The sequence below is a fragment of the Segetibacter sp. 3557_3 genome (assembly GCF_004354985.1).
In the GTDB taxonomy this organism is placed as follows: domain Bacteria; phylum Bacteroidota; class Bacteroidia; order Chitinophagales; family Chitinophagaceae; genus Segetibacter.
Window position 1 is genome coordinate 314,117 of record NZ_SMSK01000004.1, and the last position, 15,265, is coordinate 329,381.

Genomic DNA, 15,265 nt, shown 5'->3' on the forward strand with positions numbered 1-15,265 from the left:
TTCGTTCTGGTGCGGATACCAACGATAACCTTAACCTATAAACTTAATTTTATGGAAGACAAATCGAACAGTGCCACATCGCAACGTCCGGAAGGAGATCGTCTGCTAAACGCATCCCTGGTAGAAATGGACCTGGATGCTTTCATCCGGCAAATTAAAGAGGAAACTACCTGGCAGGAAAGCGACCGGAACTCCATTACCATTTTCAAGTCTGAAACCATGCGTATAGTTCTGCTTGGCCTGCACGCAAACGCAGAACTCAAACCGCATCATGCCAATGGTGTTATCAGCGTTCAGGTACTCGAAGGTGAAATCAAATTCAGCACGCCCGACAAAACGGTAAACCTGGCAACGGGACAAATGATCGCATTGGCCGAAGGGGTAACCCACAGTGTTACAGCGCAAACCGCTTCCTTTTTCCTGCTTACGCTTGCGATGAGCAAATAAAAGCCAGCCAATTATCGGTCTAACAGGGTTTAACAAGTTGAAATGCTGCGTGCGCAAGGGCAGGAAATGTCTAAAAACGGGCAACAAAAAACCGCCTAATGAGTCGGTTAGGCGGTCTCAAAAAAGCACAATGAGAAAAGAGTCATAAAGATACACGCCCGCTGATTTTTGTGATATTAGAATCCGGTTATAGGTTTTGTTGCTTGCGAAGCAAATTCTCCAGGTGCACCGGCATCACTGAAATCGAACCATGAAGCGCTGATTTCAACCGCTGCGAAAATTGAATAGTAGTACCTCCATTACAGCTGAGTGATATTAGGGCGCAGCCCGCAGAATTGCCATGGCGGGCCGGGCTTTCTGTAGTAGCTGGTGCCACCCGCATTAGCCACCCTGCCCCAGGCTACTACTGCCAATCCCTTGCGCAAACGTGCCTGCTCAGCAATTGTACGAACGCAATTAAAAACTTCCCGCAAAGTGCCGGATCATCATTCGGACCGCGCTAACCAGGATCAATACACTTTAAAGATGTTGGTTCGCCGTTTCGGTGATATACCTGAACAGGCTAGTTAGCAGATCGGGGACTTGTGCCGGAACAAACGCTGAATAATGGTACGATCAACACCTAAGTATTGTTGATGTGTTTGCAAAGCTCCCAGTAAGTGAATACGGTTCGCAGCATAGCCGTTAACTCATCAATGCCATAGGGCTTTTGAAAGTAGCCCTGAACACTTAAGGCATGTGCATGACGCACAGAAATGGCACTTGTACTGGTGGATACAAAAACAAATGGAATTCCTTTCGATACCAGGTAGGGATCCTCCTGGATTTTCTTTTTCAGGTCAAGGCCGCTCATCTGCGGCATATTTACATCAGACAGGATGATAAAGGGCTGCTCTTCGGTTGTCAAGAGGTAGTCAAGTACGTCTTGCCCCCCATCAAACATCCGGAACTCGTTGTCTATCCCAAGACCCCGGATAGCTTCCATGTAAATTTCCTGGTCATCCTTATCGTCGTCAACAATTACAATTGGTCCTTTAGTCATCTTCAAGATTTAGTAAAAGGGATGTGCAGTATAAAAATGAACAACAAATTAATGTACTCAGGCCACGAAGTATCTTTCACGCCTGATTTTTTTTATTCTCCGCTGTGTTTTTTCCAACCTATCCTGCTCTGACAAAGGTTGCTGGAGTACTAAAACAGCATGTGCGTTTTCCCGGGTACTTATTGTGTTGCGTAAAGCCGGGATGCCAGGAGTTCCCGTTTAGGGGCTATGGGTAAATGTCAATCTTTACCCTAATGATTTATAAATTTTTGCGCGCCGCCATACGCAAACTCCCCGGTAAAAATGGATTGATATAACGGTCGCCTTGATTGCAAGTTGCCACGCAGTATATTGATATATAGTTCCGGCCCGCTTCTAAAATTTACTGCAATGTTGCTTATTCTGAAGGCCTATTAACCCTAAACGGGATGCCTGACCTGGTGCATAAAAAACTTACCCAAATCTTTTTTTCGAGTAAAATATTAGCTATTTTTATTATGCGGCTTGTTTGATCTGTGGCAATTCCTGGCTTTTAATACCTGGCGCTATGCTTACACTTAAAGAGATTGATAACGCTCTTTACATTCTCGAACTTAGAACCACTTTGCTGGAGCGGGCATTAGAGGCAGGAAGCGATTCGAAAACACAGGACGAGCAAATTGCGGCAACCCGGCTGGCTTATCACCGGTTAAAATTAGCAGAACAACGATTTAAAACCTTAATGCGGCGGTACCTGTGCCAGGATATTGGTGTTGGAACGCAAAGATAATTCGCGGGATGGATGCAGGTGTAGTAACGCCTGACCGGTTCAGCCCGTTTAGAACAACAAGGCAGTACCAAAAGTACTGCCTTGTTGTTTTGATGAACTGTCCGGGTTAGTGCCTGATTGATTTGCCCCGGAATTATTGACATTCTATTTAGCTTAGAACAGTCGCCACGAATTGATGTAGTCGTCGATACATAATCACCATAAACTTGTATGTGACTAATTAATGGTGTAACATGAACCAATGGATCAGCGTTTCAAAATTGATGAATGAACCGATGAAAGACCTCTTCAGTGTTGTAGGTTGCAAAGAAAAATCCGGAAGGATGAATAGGTGTTGTTACGCTTCCTGGCGTGTTGATACGGGGCCTTTGTTTTGTGTTAGTGGTAGGATGCCCCGTTATTGCATCTGGCTAACCAGTTCTTTAAGATAAGCGATGTGTTTTCCAAACTTACGATGACTTACGGCACGGCTTACAAGATACTGGAACAACAGGAGTGCTGCATATGCACCAAACCTGGTATATGCTGGCAGTGCGTGCCAGGTATTCAACATGCGGAAGTGCTGAAAGTAGGGCAGTATTTCGGTGAGTACGATAAAGAGTAATAGTGCAACACGTATGCCTATCAAGTTTTGTTTGAGCCTTGTTTCGAGTAAGAAAATCTGCTGCTCAAGATTGGTTTTAACCCTGCCATCCATAACTTCCATTTTCTTTACCAGGTTGTAGTTCATTTTTGCAAAAAAGATCACGCCAATACAAAACAGGATATAAAACCAGAATAGCGCACTGGTTAGTGTTTTATCGATGTGATGAATGTTGGTTGCCAGAATGCCAATGGGTACTGCAATCATGGCAATCATTTGCTTTCTGAATGATCGCTTTAATTTTGCGATCGGTCCTGTGCTTTGGTGTTGTATAATTTCCATAATATTTCGGTTGGAGGGTTGCTTTGTTGTGTCGGCTTGTTGCCATTGCTGTTTTAATGCGTCAAGATCCATATCAATCATTTTTTGTAAGCTGACGTAATTTGTCTTTTATCCGGTTCATCTTTACCCGCAGATTCCCCTGTGTGATACCGAGAATTTCTTCCATTTCTTCATAACTTTTATCTTCCATATAAAGCATCACAACAGCTTTTTCTACCTGGTTCAGTTGTTCTATTGCTTTGTACAACAGGCTTAGCTGCTCTTCGTTGTCGGGCGTATGCTCATCTTCAGTTTGGTGGGGCAGGGCAGAAGGCTCATAACTTTGTATAAAGTCCTTTTGTTTTCGCAAACCGGTAATCGCAGTATTTATAGCCACACGGTATAACCATGTGCTAACTTTCGACTGTCCCTTAAAGGCCGGAAAAGCTTTCCAAAGCTGGATAACAATTTCCTGGAAAAGATCTTGTCTTTCAGTATCGGTGCGGGCGTATATCCGGCAGACTTTATAGATCAGCAGTTCATTTTCCATGATGTGCTTTTCAAACTGCTTCTCTACCTCATGTTTGTGCAATGTCTTTCTTTTGTATAAGTAGTCGTAAAATGGTTTGTTTTGTTACAAAAAGTTAGCTGATTATTTTACGCCTGTTAAAAGCCCGATACGATTTACCAGCCGGGCACCGTTCCAAACAGGCCTTTGCTAAACCGCCAGGTTATTCAAGGGCCTTTATGTTGTAATTTACGCTTATGATCATTCGATTGTCGCTGCTGCTGTCTGGTTTATGGATGAGTACACTCGTGGGTGCACAAAGCGCACAGCCCAATCAACGGCACAAGGATCAAATTTCGGCATTGATTGACAGTTATTCACTGGCGAGGGAACAAAGGGACACCGCTTTACTCAGGCGTATTATGACCAAAGATGTTGATCAATTGGTTTCAACAGGTGAATGGCGATACGGTATAGATGCCGCAGTGTCGGAGATGATAAAAAGTTCCGCAAATCGCCCCGGCACAAGAACCCTGATAATTGAAAAAATGCGAACGATGGGAGTCGACTGTGTCACCGTTGATTGCCGGTATGAGATCAGGGATACAGGTGGAACCATTCGTAAGATGTGGAGCACCTTCATGATAGGAAAGGAGAAAAAAAACTGGAAGATTGCTGCCATCAGAAACATGTTACCTGCTGCGAATTGATGTAAACGATTTGCCTAACCGGCTAGTCTACCCACGAAAGGAAGTTAAGACCCATGCTGATTTCAAGCGTAAACACTAACATTTCTTTTCTCCTCAGCATTCCGATCTTTGTAGCATGAATGAGCATTTCAGGGATATTATCCGCATCATTAGTAAGGGTGATACCACCGTGGTGGAAAATTTTTTTCGCAAGCCGGGTGGCCGCAAATACCTTGAGAATATTACACTCATCTTAATCAATACCTTACCCAACTCTGTTGACGAAAAAGAAGAACTATATGCGGGCTTCGTAGAAGTACTCAATGGTATGGAACAGCGCATCCGCAGGCAGAAAGAAGGGCAGGAGACCCTGGAACGTGTCTTTAGCGGCAGCTGACCTCTCCAAAATGGTATCCAATTTGTAAAAGACTTCTCCTGTTGTTTCGTTCCCTGTTAAACCCTTATGCAGCCTGTTCTATTTACACAGCAAATGTATAAATCGGTAGGCTTGGTTTGGGGCAGAAAGGGTTTGCAATATCACCTGCCGCTCACAGGTTATACGCAACGATTAGCGGTCCTCCATTACGGTTATTTTTCTTTCCAGTTGAATAGCCCGAAGTCGATCACCAATCTACAAGGAAGCCCCGTGGCATCGAAGCCAATATAGGATGCGTACCTGCCATCTCCAACTCCGGTAGTAAAAGCGGCTATTTTGTGTTCGCCTAATGTATGCATGGCGTATTTCCAATCGTAATGGTAGTGCTGATCCATTTGTTTAAGAATGTCGGCATAAATACCTTCTTCTATTTGGGTAAGTTGCTCCTGGGTCATAGCTTTTATGGCTGCCTTATCCATCAATATTCCTATCCCTGCGTCAACACCATAGCCATGGATCTTTTCTCCGCCAACTGGCAAAGGTTCTTGTCCGGCGAGCAATGCAAGTTGCCACCGGGTAACGGGTTCATCGTTAAACTTTATCCTTGCAAAAGCAACAGTTTCTTCGCCTCCCACGTTTGCAATGGATAACTGAACAGGGTATGCCCCCGTTGGAAAGGTTTGCGTAAACGGTATGCCATACTCATCAACATGCAGCGGGTCACATGCGATTACCTGCCCGCTGACAATATTAATGTTTCCAATGGTGATGCCATAAAGGTTTACGGTCGCGCTTTTACCCTTCTGCGTGGTGCCTTTGATAAAAGCTGTTTCAAACAGCGCGGGTGTGGTGTTTATCGGGGGCGCCGGGGTGGTAATGGTGTCGAGTACCTCGGTTGAGATGGGCGTTGTTTTTTTTGGGGAAATGTTGCAGGCAAAAAAGGTAAATGCAATGAATATGTATTTCATGTTTATTGTTTGGTTTTAATAGTTCCAATTGTTTCGCCTCAAAATTGTCTAGTCTAAGTTCCCGTTCAATATTGTTTCCACTGCGACAACTTACCGGATGTATTATTACCAGCAGCTTTTTGGGGCTACCACCCCAATTACCAGCATTCGATAAACCTCATAATTCCCCATCCGCAATGCGCAATCCGCAATCCGCAATCAAGACATCTGCCCTCAATACCCAATACCTTAATACCTCAATACCACATCCCCCATCCGCAATGCGCAATCCGTATCATCTACCCTCAATACCCAATACCTCAATACCTCAATACCCAATCTCCAATCCGCAATCCGCAATCAAGACATCTGCCCTTAATACCCAATACCTTAATACCTCAATACCCAATCCCAATCACCCCATATACTTTACAACGACACCTGATTGTTAACGATTGTTGGCATTGGTCAAACGCGTAAACCTGATGTTTTTCGCCAGCGGGTTGCTGTAGTTGAGTGCCACAACCTTACCGGCTTTATCACGAACAAACCTGGCGATAACACCCGCTAACTGAAACGCATCGCGGTCAATCGGCTTTACCTCCAAACCCGGGCCTTTACCATTCAGCCGGCCAACCAGGCTCTCCTTGCCCGGACTGATGTCGAAAAAGGCATTGAGCTCGTCGCTATGGTAGCGGCCGCTAAATCCCTTTAGTTCCTCTGTCGTAGGTGCATACGGCCGGGCACGACGATAACGGTTAGTTTTGCCTTCCATCGATTTTAATTCAAACTCATCTGGGGAGATAAAGGTAATCTCAAAGGCATCCTGCGACATGAATTGCACGAATGCACCCCAACGGCGAAAGCGGTTTTTGGTGAGTGCAACCAAACCCGGCCCGTTGGCTACCCTGAACCTTCCACGATCCACAGCCAAACGAATCTGCTCTCCGGTACGCTCATTAAAGAAAACACCTGTCTTGCCATTTGCTTCTGCAAGGGTGTCGCCGGTAAGTGTAGGTGGCGGTCCGGCTTCAGGTTCCCGTGAGCCTGCTCCCTGTAGAAACTGGTCAGCTATCCGACGAGCTAATTGCGTCGCTTCCATCGAACCTGAATTGCACAATACAGCGATTGATAAGCGCTGCGAAGGGTAGCTGCCAAGCCATGAGTGATAACCTGCAGCGCCACCCGAATGTGCCACTTCATGGATGCCCCGGTAAGTTTCTAAAAATAGTCCGCGGGCATAACCTAGTTTTCTGCCGTTTTTCAATTTTGCCGGTTCCTGTAATTTGCTGGTAACAAAGCCACCAAGGCGTTTGGTTAACAGTGCATCGTTCCAGGTAAGCAGGTCGGTCGCTGTGCTGAGTATTGCACCGCCACCACGATCGTTACCCATGTACATATCAATCTTCCACAGATCGCCGACACGGTCGTAGGCCAGAACCCGGTTCGGAACAACCTGGGTCATGTCCGTGACATAGGTTGTAGATTTCATGCCGAGGGGTGCAAACAGGCGTTTGTGAACGAAATCGGCAAACGACATAGCACTGGTACGCGCAACGATTTCAACCAGCAGCACGTAGCCGCTATTCGAATACGCCCATTCTTCACCCGGAATGAAATTGAGTCCGCGTTGACGAAGAATTAGGGATAAGGCGTCGGGATCGCCGTTGGCTAGTGGCAGAATCCCGGTCCAGTCGCGAATACCGGAAGTATGTGTAAGCAGGTGGTCAATGGTTATCCTGTGACCGTAAGCCGGTAACTCCGGCAGGTATTTGTGAATGTCTTCGGTGAGCGATAGTCGCTTCTCTTCTACAAGCAGCAGTACGGCTGCTGCGATAAATTGTTTTCTTGTTGAACCAATGTCGAATACGCTTTGGTTGGTTATCGGAACGTTGCGCTCAATGTCCGCTGAACCGTAGGCCCTGCTCACCAGCACTTTGCCGTTTTGCGCAACAGCACAGGCGCAGCCCGCGGTAGATCGCTTGGCCCATCCAAACATTTTGTCGACCTCAGTGGTTTTGTCTTGTGCTAATGCATGAGCAACAAGAGAAAAGGAAAGGACAAAGTAGGCCAGCTTCAGTAAAATATCCTGCTTCATATTCCTGGTGCCAGCAATGGCCTTTTGATAACGTACTTCCATAGTGTTAGCTATTATATTGTTTGATGTCTTTGTCCGTTTATGGGAAGAGTTAGAGGTTTAGATCTATATGCTCAAGGATAGCACCGGGGCTCCGCACAACCTTTAAAAATCAGCTGATTGTAGTTGAAACTTAAGGACAGGCCGCATTTGGTTCGGAACTGTCTCTTTTGAAGCGGACAGGTTACATTAGCGCTTCAGGTAAGTATTAGATGCCTTGGGCGTCTTATTTGAAGCCAAATACAAGTGGGAAAATAAAGGTTACAATTATGGCCCATACCACGTATACAGGTAAATAAGATGAAATGGATCTTCCTACTGACTTTAGTGCATCCTTGTTGGTTACTGCTTTAAATAGAGTCGCTGTTACCAGGAAGAGGTTTACCAGGATGATCACGTTGCTTCCAAGCACGGCAGCCCTGTTGGGTGTGATTCCTAAAGATGAGATGCGAAACAAGATGGCGGAAAGTGCGATCCCATTTACGATAATGGTGACAGTTGAAAGCAGGAAGAGTATCCATATCTGAGCTGGGTTCCTGGTAGTTGCAGATGTGCCGGCAACGGAAAAGAAAATAATTGCCATTACCCCAACCAGCAACGCATTGAAGATCATCAGGAACTCGCGGTCGTTATAAGGGTCTTTGCCGGAATAAACCATCGCTACGAGATAAACCACGAGCATAAGCAATACAAGGGGGCTGAATATCTTCGCAATTACCGGCGAAACCTTCCCAACTAGATGCGGATTATTTTGGGTAAGGTAAGTGCCTACGATTGGTGCGGCTGCAAGGCCAAATATACCCACATAAGAGAAGTATATTTTTTCGATCTTAAGCCCGATCAGCCCAAACAGCCCAACGGTTATCGCACTCATGATACCACCTGCAATCAGGATTAGGGTTGTCATCACCACGAGATCCCCATTATACCTCAAGAATGAGAGGCGTTTCTCATGGTCGTTTTGCTTTCCTCCAACAAAGGCAAATCCAAGAATGGCCCAGAGAAAGAGCAATAAAAAAGCACAGGACAACAATAAAGTATCGCTGGTAGCTTTATTGGGAAATGCATTAATGAAAAGTACTCCAAATAATATTGTACTGGTTATGCCAACGCTCTTCATGGCCGACAATCTATTCTTCCAGGCAAAGTAGGCCGACAAAAGCGGGAATACAATAAAGCCAATGTTACGTTGATAGAAAACATCTTCCTTTAAGGAGAATATCGCAGGCAATTTTGCAACTAAGCCTGCAAGAATAGCGGCAATAATTACAAGGGCAAGTTCTTTCCTGTTGCCAAACAAAACATCTTGCCTGGTGAAGCTCAGGCGTTCATGCCAAAAGGCAGCCAGGGCTTTGTCTTTGATATTCGGGTAAAGCGTCGTAAATGTTTGCCTGAAACTTTGTTTATCTACCCGGTACAATTGTTCAAGCTGCCGCGGATTATCGATATTCATCAGGATTTCTTCTTTCATATCTGTTTTTTATAACTATTCAGTAGTGCGTTTATTTACCTGGCCGTTAATTGGTGATTTGATCAGCCGGTATCCCGTAGTGTCTTTGTATTTCTTCACTTCTGCCTCTTGCTTATCCATGTATTTTCCTCCATTCTACGGTGCTATCGCTCCTTAGTTTAATCACCAGCGTACGGGTATAAATAGGGTATACGTTTGCAAAATATTTTTTAACAACAGTATAAAACAGATGGCCGTCATCGGTACGGTCAGGCTCACCAAGCAGGTTGAACACTTCTTTCGCGTTCAGGCCTTTTAAGGTGTAATTATCAATCAGGTCCTGGAGCATCCGTTCCCGGTACGGATGCTCCAGGCCGTTCGTTTCCATCCATTTCACACGATCAAATTTCTCGGGCCTGATTTCCTGTTGTTTGTTTTTGCACGCTATGAAACATAGCAGGAGTAATAACAGGAGGTTTGTTGGTTTCATAAAGTGAATAATCAAAAGTGTTGTAAAAACGCGGTAACATTTCTTGCACCGATATAGGAGATCTTGCCCGCGCTGCTAAATGGTTCAAGACTGGTTTTGGTTGCAGGGCCTTTGCATTGCTGCCACCTGGTAAACGCAAGTGCTAATACTAAGATTAAGATTGAGACAACTGCAATTACCTGCTTCTTTCTACCAGCAGTGTCGCTCATTTTGGTAAGCTGTTGATCGTAAATTTTAGTAGACATAAAAGTACTTTGCAGTTCAAAGTTAATGTAAAAGCACTTTGTTATGCAAAGTACCTACATATTTTTTTTCCAGGTAGTCTTCAGCTACACGATCACATTATACTTGGAGTTTGTTACCGGCTGAAACGCGCGTTAACGACAGTTTGGAGCGCCGTTGCCTTTCGAAAGGCTTCCGTTCTCAGCGGCAGCATATCGGTGCGTGTTATTGCCCTTTCTGGGAGCATCCGGCATAGGTTGGCAACGTAGTGATACGTGGTGGCGGACATTTCGTCGAGGCGCAACCGCGGTGCTAACGCGCTATTTTGGTTTACCTTGTCGTAATACCCGCCAGAGGATCGCGGGCTGGAAAAGATGGGTCGGTGGTTTGAGCAGCGCAATAACTTTCAGGAATGCACCGCAAACAACTTCGTCTTTGGTGGTTGCCTTATGTACCTGTTCAATATATTTATTTACCAGTTTAATACCGGGTGGCCTGGTACCTGAAGTCTGCGGGTACCTGAAGTCTTCTCCCGTAGCCATCGACCAGATAACATCAATGATACTGGTACTCCTTTTAAAGAATGTTTTTGCGAGGTCCTGGTCAGGTACTTGCTCGTTCAGGAGTTTGTCCAACAGTTCAACCTGCAGCGCTGCAGAACTCATCCCTTGTCCATAAATCGGGTTAAAACTTGAGAATGCATCGCCTGCTACGAGAAAACCCACCGGAAACCGTCTTAACTTTTCATAGTGTCTCCGCAGGCTAAACGGGAACTTATATTGAATGAAGTCGCCGACGGCTTTGTTAGTGCTGACGACGTCGTATAAGGCCGGGTTCGGCAGGCCGCGCACAAATTCGAGGTATTCCGTTTCTAAAGTTGGTGCATGATCGTTGTGCCAGCCACCAACAGTAACCATCCACCTGTTATTCTCTATGGGGAAGGCTGCACCAAAACGTTTGTGTCCGGGGGCTATGGGCGTAGAGATGATCCAGCTTTCTCCATGCGCATCCCCGGGATCTCTTGTATAAATACGGGTTGTGTAGCCAACGTTAACCTTCACTTCGCTTACAGGGGTCTCGCCATAACCTAGTTCTTTTAACCACTGTGCTGTCCGGGATCCGCGTCCGGAAGTGTCCATAACAAAGTCTGCTGAAACCAGGTTTGTTTGCCCGGTGTTTTTATTTTCTGTTACAATCCCTGTGATGCTCTGTTTATCATCCGTAGTGGTGAGCTGTTTTACCAGGGTATTATCGACAAGTTGAATGTTTGGCATTGCCAGTATTCTTTCGCGAACAACGTGTTCGAGCAGGGCACGGCTCACGATTATAACTTCAATGCCAATGGGGAAACGTTTTCTAAAACCGCCATAGCAGTACCAGTTCATAGAACTGGCAAAGTCAAGCACCTTCACACCATGCGAACTTAAATCATCCAAAAAGCCGGGAAAGTAATGCGACAATACCTGTAAGCCTGCAGGAAGCAGGGCATGTAGGTGGTATGCCTGTGCTTGTCCTTTTCTTGCTTCGGGTTTACGTTGAACGCTATCTTTTTCAATAATAGTGACCGATGAATAGTGCTTGCTCAAGACCTTGGCGGCCAACAAACCGGCAAGGCTTCCGCCTGCTACAATTGCATGTTTTTTAGGGCTGGTATATGCTGTGTTCATGCTGGCTATCTCAGTTGCAGGAACCCTAATGTACATTTTTTTGGCATCAGTTAAAAGCCTGAGATGTAAAGGTCAATCGCATAAATGCCAGCGATACCGGGTTGAACCCGTTACTTCCGTAATCGGTGAGAAGCATTGAAAACCTGACTTGCCGCCGGTAACAGGGTTAACCTGTTATGCCTTCTATTTTGCGTTTGGACTATCTGTCCGAAATGGCGCCAGGGGTAAACCTTCTTTGTTGTATACATTCGGGTTCACAGGATTGTCGGCCCAGCCATATCGAACATACATTGGAGCAGTAACCTTTTCGCTTGAAACCACTACCTGGTCACCTTCAATTTTTGCATTCGCCCAAACAAACTTTTTGTCTGCTCCTGCGATGGCAAATTCTCCGGGCTCTTCGCTATCGTTGGTTGTTAATCCCGCACCAACGTTATCGAAGGCTACAACAATGTGGTTCCCTTCAACCCTTGCCGACTTATACATGGGGCTTAAGTAAGCCTGGTCTTTTTCAAGATAAACGGTCTTTTGAGCTGCGAGGGCTAAACGTTCACCAGCTTCTTTTTTCCTGTCCGGGTGAATATCATTCCATTCACCAAGGTCGATGGCAACAGCCATAGCAGTATTGGGCACCGATAAGGACTTCGCCTGTGCCTCCCTGAAAGCTGCCCATTGACTTTCCACTGGCTGGTAACTCATATCCATATAGCCTGGAAGCTGAACATATAAAAAGGGAGCGTTGGGCTGGTTCCATTTGCTTCTCCAATCATCAATCAGCGCGGGTTGCAGCTTTGCATATTCGTCAGGTCGCCCTGCATTAGTTTCACCCTGGTACCATAGAAAACCTTTAACGGAATAGTTTACAAAAGGAGCTACCATAGCGTTAAACAAAGCAGTTGGCTGGTTATGGAGGGCAATACCCCCACCCCCAAACCCACGTTGTGGGGTAAAAACCTGTCCGACTTTGTACTGCCAGTAACCGGTTAGTTCAATGGTGTCGTTCCCTGCAATCAATTGATAGGGTTTATCAGGAACAAAACCTCCCTTGCCTCCGTTGTTGGTAACACGAACAACAAATAAGTTTTTACCCGCTTTCAACGTACCTGCGGGTAACGCATACCTGCGTTGCGGGTACATGTAAGTGGTATTTCCAACCTGTTTACCGTTTACGTAAAGCGCGTCAGCATCCACTATCCGCCCAAGGAAAACCTTTGCAGCAGCAGCGGCCATCGAACCGGATACATCAACCTCTTTCCTGTACCATACGGTGCCATCAAGGTCCTTCACACCCTGGTCCTCCCAATAACCCGGCACGCTGATCGTACGCCAACCTTTTGGCACATATGTAGGATCAAACCACTTTGTCGACCCGGTTAGCCCCTTGTCGTCTGGCCTGGGTGGTGAAACAAAAGCGGAAGCTCTCCTGCTTAGGCCGTTGATGTATGCGGTATCCTTGTTTTTTTGGATGGTGGTTAGGTTTGCCGGAAACGTTTTGAAACCATCCTCGCTCAACCATGACTCAATCGGGGTTCCACCCCAGCTTGCATTGATTAACCCGATTGGTACCTTGTATGTATCATAGAGCTTGCGGGCAAAAAAGTAAGCAACTGCCGAAAACTGCCGTACATCGTTGGGGTTTGCCGATTTCCAGAACCCAAATGGTAAGTCATCCTCAGGACCCTGCAGACTTGTGATATTGGGTACCCAAAATTGCCGTATCTGGGGATAATTTGCGCTCGCAACATCCGTTGCATAAAGAACGCTATGCAGTTCCATTTGGTGCACCATATTAGATTGACCCGAACAAAACCAAACATCACCAATTAGTATCTCTTTAAGGGTAATATGATTTGAAGCGTCGATGTTCATGGTATAGGGCCCACCGGCTTTCAAAGGTGCAAGGGCAATACGCCATTGGCCATCTCTGGCCGTTGTCCTGTACTTTTTTCCTGCAAAGCTTACGGTAATCTTTTCGCCGCTTTTCGCCCAGCCCCATACATTAACTTTTTGGTCACGTTGTAAGATCATGCTGTCTCTAACCAGCTGCGGAAGCCGTACCTGTGCCGAAATCCGGCTTGTAAACAGGAGGAGCATGGAAATGATAAAAAGGAAAGCTTTCATTATCAAGTTTGGGGTGTTAATCATTGGTTTAATTGATGTGTCAAATTCTCTTATGTGGATGTTCTCCACATCTGCCGCTAATCTACGGGCTATTGTTAACGAGCGGACGGTCTTGCCAGGTTATTGCTGTTGCTTTGCGAGTTCCAGCGCTTTCGTAGTGGTATAATATTTAGCGAGCATATTTGGTACTTCCCAGGCAGGCATATTTTTATTGCGCAGGTATTCAAGATATTTTTTAGCAACTCTTGCAAAGTGTTCTTCGTGTCCCTCTTTATATTGATCAGGGATAACAACTTCCCAACCTGCTTTTGAGGGTTTCAATTCAACTCCCGGATATTTAGCGGTGATTGCCTTAAATTGCTGCATTAATGCACTTCGGAAGTTCGCGTTGTTTGTAAGCGGCTCAATATATAAAACGGGCTTATACTGTTGCCCGGCTGTTTGGCGGATAACAAGGTTTGCTTTCGTGCCGCGCATGATCGAGTTGTGGGTATCGCCGGCACCGGGCTCGGCCTGGTAGTTCCACACAACCGACACCTTTACATGCACACCTTTTAATTTGTAATTTATCTCTCCGTTGCTATAAACATTCAGCACTGTATCACTTGTAATATCCTTCTGTAGATAGTCGGGAAATGCAGCCGCACGCGTGATTGCTGTAAACTGGTTTAAGCGCATTGGTGTGGTCCAGCGTTTTGCAGCTACCATCTGAATGTCCTTGCTGTAATCGATAACCTGTTCCGGAAAACATGCCCATTGCACCAGGTCAACAAGATGGGTAGTCACGTCAACAATGCCTTCCCCTTGCTGACTAACATCCATAAACCAGAATGGTCGGGTAAGTATATTTCCCGAAACATTTTTATAGAAGTAGTGGACACTTTCCTTGGTTACAGCCGGGTTTGCAGCTGTGCCTTTTTGCAAAGCCCCAAATACGTTGGTTAGCCTTGAAAGTTCCTTTTGTAGTACAGTGGTGATTTCGAAACGTTCTGTCATAATATCGTATAAAACGACATTGTTCTTTTTTGCCGTTTCAAACGCCTGTTTTAACATCGCTAAATTCTGCGTGTTTATTGCCATTGGCTTATCGGCTAAAACATTCAATCCGCCTTGTAAAGACTTCAATATGTATTCTGTTTTCTTTAGGTTATTGCCCGATAGCACTACCACGTTTCCTTTTTTTTCTGCAATCATCTTTTCAAAAAAATCTTCCCCGGTATAAACTTGTTCCTTCCAGCTGGTAGGATTTTCTGCCCTGGTGTTGTACGCATTAATCCTGTCCAAATGTAATTTAAGATCATTGCCTTCAGGAGCATAAACGTGTACAACTGAATCAACATCCTGGTACATCGTTTTTTGTAATAACGCAGCATGAAAATGGCCGGGATCAAGGGTGATGAGCCGGACTGTTTTAGACGTGGGCTGTCCAATACTAAAAAGTGTTAAAGCAAAAGAAAACAGGAATATCGTAAGGTGTTTCATATAAGTTTCATTAT

At 45.5% G+C, this 15,265-nt stretch carries 15 protein-coding genes; 4 read left to right on the forward strand and 11 right to left on the reverse strand.

What is annotated here, in order from left to right:
• The first annotated feature begins 51 nt into the window (after nt 1-51).
• Nucleotides 52-447, forward strand: a complete 396-nt coding sequence (locus EXU57_RS09245) for a cupin domain-containing protein (RefSeq protein ID WP_133267908.1) — start codon at nt 52-54, stop codon at nt 445-447.
• A gap of 622 nt (nt 448-1,069) precedes the next feature.
• Here the strand turns inward: EXU57_RS09245 and EXU57_RS09250 are convergent.
• Complete coding sequence (locus tag EXU57_RS09250; RefSeq protein WP_133267909.1) at nt 1,070-1,489, reverse strand: response regulator; 420 nt, start codon at nt 1,487-1,489, stop codon at nt 1,070-1,072.
• A gap of 547 nt (nt 1,490-2,036) precedes the next feature.
• Between EXU57_RS09250 and EXU57_RS09255 the strand changes: the two genes are divergently transcribed.
• Nucleotides 2,037-2,258 carry a hypothetical protein gene (locus EXU57_RS09255; RefSeq protein ID WP_133267910.1) on the forward strand — a complete coding sequence of 74 codons (222 nt, stop codon included), beginning with the start codon at nt 2,037-2,039 and terminating at the stop codon, nt 2,256-2,258.
• Between the two features lie 397 nt (nt 2,259-2,655).
• Here EXU57_RS09255 and EXU57_RS09260 read toward each other — a convergent pair whose 3' ends face one another.
• Nucleotides 2,656-3,255 (reverse strand): hypothetical protein, encoded by a 600-nt coding sequence (locus tag EXU57_RS09260; protein WP_133267911.1) that lies wholly within the window; start codon nt 3,253-3,255, stop codon nt 2,656-2,658.
• Between the two features lies 1 nt (nt 3,256).
• Nucleotides 3,257-3,754: an RNA polymerase sigma factor gene (locus tag EXU57_RS09265; protein WP_243745555.1), complete on the reverse strand. Its 498-nt coding sequence runs from the start codon at nt 3,752-3,754 to the stop codon at nt 3,257-3,259.
• 173 nt (nt 3,755-3,927) lie between these two features.
• Here EXU57_RS09265 and EXU57_RS09270 point away from each other — a divergent pair, with 173 nt between their 5' ends.
• Both EXU57_RS09270 and EXU57_RS09275 read left to right on the forward strand, forming a co-directional pair.
• Entirely contained in the window at nt 3,928-4,380 is a 453-nt protein-coding gene (locus EXU57_RS09270; RefSeq protein ID WP_133267912.1) for a DUF4440 domain-containing protein, read from the forward strand.
• A 115-nt stretch (nt 4,381-4,495) separates the two neighbouring features.
• Nucleotides 4,496-4,756: a hypothetical protein gene (locus EXU57_RS09275; RefSeq protein ID WP_133267913.1), complete on the forward strand. Its 261-nt coding sequence runs from the start codon at nt 4,496-4,498 to the stop codon at nt 4,754-4,756.
• 191 nt (nt 4,757-4,947) lie between these two features.
• On the opposite strand, the gene EXU57_RS09280 is transcribed toward EXU57_RS09275, so the two are convergent.
• The 8 genes from EXU57_RS09280 to EXU57_RS09315 all read right to left on the reverse strand — a co-directional run bounded on the left by EXU57_RS09280 (nt 4,948) and on the right by EXU57_RS09315 (nt 15,251).
• Nucleotides 4,948-5,703: a DUF4241 domain-containing protein gene (locus EXU57_RS09280; protein ID WP_133267914.1), complete on the reverse strand. Its 756-nt coding sequence runs from the start codon at nt 5,701-5,703 to the stop codon at nt 4,948-4,950.
• A 427-nt stretch (nt 5,704-6,130) separates the two neighbouring features.
• Nucleotides 6,131-7,822, reverse strand: a complete 1,692-nt coding sequence (locus EXU57_RS09285) for a serine hydrolase domain-containing protein (protein WP_133267915.1) — start codon at nt 7,820-7,822, stop codon at nt 6,131-6,133.
• 223 nt (nt 7,823-8,045) lie between these two features.
• A complete protein-coding gene (locus EXU57_RS09290; RefSeq protein ID WP_133267916.1) occupies nt 8,046-9,290 on the reverse strand; it encodes a hypothetical protein in 1,245 nt (414 codons plus the stop codon).
• Between the two features lie 112 nt (nt 9,291-9,402).
• Complete coding sequence (locus EXU57_RS09295; protein WP_133267917.1) at nt 9,403-9,759, reverse strand: hypothetical protein; 357 nt, start codon at nt 9,757-9,759, stop codon at nt 9,403-9,405.
• 11 nt (nt 9,760-9,770) lie between these two features.
• Nucleotides 9,771-10,004, reverse strand: a complete 234-nt coding sequence (locus EXU57_RS09300; protein WP_133267918.1) for a hypothetical protein — start codon at nt 10,002-10,004, stop codon at nt 9,771-9,773.
• A 297-nt stretch (nt 10,005-10,301) separates the two neighbouring features.
• Nucleotides 10,302-11,648 (reverse strand): FAD-dependent oxidoreductase, encoded by a 1,347-nt coding sequence (locus EXU57_RS09305; RefSeq protein ID WP_133267919.1) that lies wholly within the window; start codon nt 11,646-11,648, stop codon nt 10,302-10,304.
• A gap of 183 nt (nt 11,649-11,831) precedes the next feature.
• Nucleotides 11,832-13,769, reverse strand: coding sequence for a sialate O-acetylesterase (locus EXU57_RS09310; RefSeq protein ID WP_133267920.1), 1,938 nt, complete (start codon nt 13,767-13,769; stop codon nt 11,832-11,834).
• A 120-nt stretch (nt 13,770-13,889) separates the two neighbouring features.
• Nucleotides 13,890-15,251 carry a putative oxidoreductase C-terminal domain-containing protein gene (locus EXU57_RS09315; RefSeq protein ID WP_133267921.1) on the reverse strand — a complete coding sequence of 454 codons (1,362 nt, stop codon included), beginning with the start codon at nt 15,249-15,251 and terminating at the stop codon, nt 13,890-13,892.
• Nucleotides 15,252-15,265: the final 14 nt, after the last annotated feature.

What these genes read in the sequence shown, in the direction of transcription:
- EXU57_RS09295 (WP_133267917.1), bottom strand. Translation starts at nt 9,759, where the DNA reads ATGAAACCAACAAACCTCCTGTTATTACTCCTGCTATGTTTCATAGCG.
- EXU57_RS09250 (WP_133267909.1), bottom strand. Translation starts at nt 1,489, where the DNA reads ATGACTAAAGGACCAATTGTAATTGTTGACGACGATAAGGATGACCAG.
- EXU57_RS09255 (WP_133267910.1), top strand. Translation starts at nt 2,037, where the DNA reads ATGCTTACACTTAAAGAGATTGATAACGCTCTTTACATTCTCGAACTT.
- EXU57_RS09270 (WP_133267912.1), top strand. Translation starts at nt 3,928, where the DNA reads ATGATCATTCGATTGTCGCTGCTGCTGTCTGGTTTATGGATGAGTACA.
- EXU57_RS09245 (WP_133267908.1), top strand. Translation starts at nt 52, where the DNA reads ATGGAAGACAAATCGAACAGTGCCACATCGCAACGTCCGGAAGGAGAT.
- EXU57_RS09315 (WP_133267921.1), bottom strand. Translation starts at nt 15,251, where the DNA reads ATGAAACACCTTACGATATTCCTGTTTTCTTTTGCTTTAACACTTTTT.
- EXU57_RS09280 (WP_133267914.1), bottom strand. Translation starts at nt 5,703, where the DNA reads ATGAAATACATATTCATTGCATTTACCTTTTTTGCCTGCAACATTTCC.
- EXU57_RS09310 (WP_133267920.1), bottom strand. Translation starts at nt 13,769, where the DNA reads ATGAAAGCTTTCCTTTTTATCATTTCCATGCTCCTCCTGTTTACAAGC.
- EXU57_RS09260 (WP_133267911.1), bottom strand. Translation starts at nt 3,255, where the DNA reads ATGGATCTTGACGCATTAAAACAGCAATGGCAACAAGCCGACACAACA.
- EXU57_RS09285 (WP_133267915.1), bottom strand. Translation starts at nt 7,822, where the DNA reads ATGGAAGTACGTTATCAAAAGGCCATTGCTGGCACCAGGAATATGAAG.
- EXU57_RS09305 (WP_133267919.1), bottom strand. Translation starts at nt 11,648, where the DNA reads ATGAACACAGCATATACCAGCCCTAAAAAACATGCAATTGTAGCAGGC.
- EXU57_RS09290 (WP_133267916.1), bottom strand. Translation starts at nt 9,290, where the DNA reads ATGAAAGAAGAAATCCTGATGAATATCGATAATCCGCGGCAGCTTGAA.
- EXU57_RS09275 (WP_133267913.1), top strand. Translation starts at nt 4,496, where the DNA reads ATGAATGAGCATTTCAGGGATATTATCCGCATCATTAGTAAGGGTGAT.
- EXU57_RS09300 (WP_133267918.1), bottom strand. Translation starts at nt 10,004, where the DNA reads ATGTCTACTAAAATTTACGATCAACAGCTTACCAAAATGAGCGACACT.